This window comes from Vibrio sp. 2-2(8), assembly GCF_963888495.1.
Taxonomy (GTDB): Bacteria; Pseudomonadota; Gammaproteobacteria; order Enterobacterales; family Vibrionaceae; genus Vibrio; species Vibrio anguillarum.
The window spans coordinates 1-1,835 of sequence record NZ_CAWPJM010000030.1 but is presented as its reverse complement, the minus strand read 5'-3'; the positions used below and the strand labels follow the sequence as shown (position 1 = coordinate 1,835).

Genomic DNA, 1,835 nt, shown 5'->3' with positions numbered 1-1,835 from the left:
TCACCCCTAGCCACAAGTCATCCGCTAATTTTTCAACATTAGTCGGTTCGGTCCTCCAGTTGATGTTACTCAACCTTCAACCTGCCCATGGCTAGATCACCCGGTTTCGGGTCTATATCCAGAGACTAAATCGCCCAGTTAAGACTCGGTTTCCCTACGGCTCCCCTATTCGGTTAACCTTGCCACTGAATATAAGTCGCTGACCCATTATACAAAAGGTACGCAGTCACAGGACAAAGCCTGCTCCTACTGCTTGTACGTACACGGTTTCAGGTTCTATTTCACTCCCCTCACAGGGGTTCTTTTCGCCTTTCCCTCACGGTACTGGTTCACTATCGGTCAGTCAGTAGTATTTAGCCTTGGAGGATGGTCCCCCCATGTTCAGACAGGATAACACGTGTCCCGCCTTACTCGATTTCACTTATAATGATGGAACAGTTACGGGGCTATCACCCTTTATTGCGCCACTTTCCAGAGGCTTCACCTGCATCATTAAAAGCTTAAGGGCTAGTCCAATTTCGCTCGCCGCTACTTTCGGAATCTCTGTTGATTTCTTCTCCTCGGGGTACTTAGATGTTTCAGTTCCCCCGGTTTGCCTCCTTACCCTATGTATTCAGGTAAGGATACGTGCTTATGCACGTGGGTTTCCCCATTCGGAAATCGTAGACTCAAGTGGCTGTTACTGCCTAATCTACGCTTATCGCAAGTTACTACGTCCTTCATCGCCTCTGACTGCCAAGGCATCCACCGTGTACGCTTAGTCACTTAACCATACAACCCGAAGAAGTTTCGTGTTGCAGACAAGTCACCAAGGTTGTCTCTCATTATTTGAATGAGCGAGAGACGTTTGATTTTGCCGGACTCAATTTTGAAAACTTACCGTAGTAAGCTTTCCCAAGAACACTTGAATGTGTTTGGTATCAATACGTTTAACGCATTGATGTTGAGAACTTTTATTTGATAACAACAAACACGTTCGTTGTTATCAGTCAGCTTTCCAAATTGTTAAAGAGCAAGATTTTCTAATGAAAACCATTTTTAAAAACACTATTGCTAGTGCGCTTAAAGATGGTGGAGCTATGCGGGATCGAACCGCAGACCTCCTGCGTGCAAGGCAGGCGCTCTCCCAGCTGAGCTATAACCCCATCAGGTGTGTGATACTGTGTGCCAATCTTCTGGGAGGAAGAATTGGTGGGTCTGAGTGGACTTGAACCACCGACCTCTCGCTTATCAGGCGAACGCTCTAACCACCTGAGCTACAGACCCAGCATCGTCTCTTAAACTGTATAAACCATCAATCTGTGTGGACACTCATCAGTGTAATCTTCGTATAAGGAGGTGATCCAGCGCCAGGTTCCCCTAGCGCTACCTTGTTACGACTTCACCCCAGTCATGAACCACAAAGTGGTGAGCGTCCTCCCCGAAAGGTTAAACTACCCACTTCTTTTGCAGCCCACTCCCATGGTGTGACGGGCGGTGTGTACAAGGCCCGGGAACGTATTCACCGTAGCATTCTGATCTACGATTACTAGCGATTCCGACTTCATGGAGTCGAGTTGCAGACTCCAATCCGGACTACGACGCACTTTTTGGGATTCGCTCACTATCGCTAGCTTGCTGCCCTCTGTATGCGCCATTGTAGCACGTGTGTAGCCCTACTCGTAAGGGCCATGATGACTTGACGTCGTCCCCACCTTCCTCCGGTTTATCACCGGCAGTCTCCCTGGAGTTCCCGACATTACTCGCTGGCAAACAAGGATAAGGGTTGCGCTCGTTGCGGGACTTAACCCAACATTTCACAACACGAGCTGACGACAGCCATGCAGCACCTGTCT

At 48.6% G+C, this 1,835-nt stretch carries 2 tRNA genes and 2 rRNA genes; all 4 read right to left on the bottom strand.

Annotation, left to right across the window (positions count from 1 at the left end):
* A 23S ribosomal RNA gene (locus AACV12_RS09220) occupies window positions 1-771 on the bottom strand; the annotation flags it as partial.
* Window positions 772-1,069: 298 nt separating this feature from the next.
* Window positions 1,070-1,145 (bottom strand) — tRNA-Ala (locus tag AACV12_RS09215).
* Window positions 1,146-1,189: 44 nt separating this feature from the next.
* A tRNA-Ile gene (locus tag AACV12_RS09210) sits at window positions 1,190-1,266 on the bottom strand.
* Between the two features lie 65 nt (window positions 1,267-1,331).
* Window positions 1,332-1,835 (bottom strand): 16S ribosomal RNA (locus AACV12_RS09205); the annotation flags it as partial.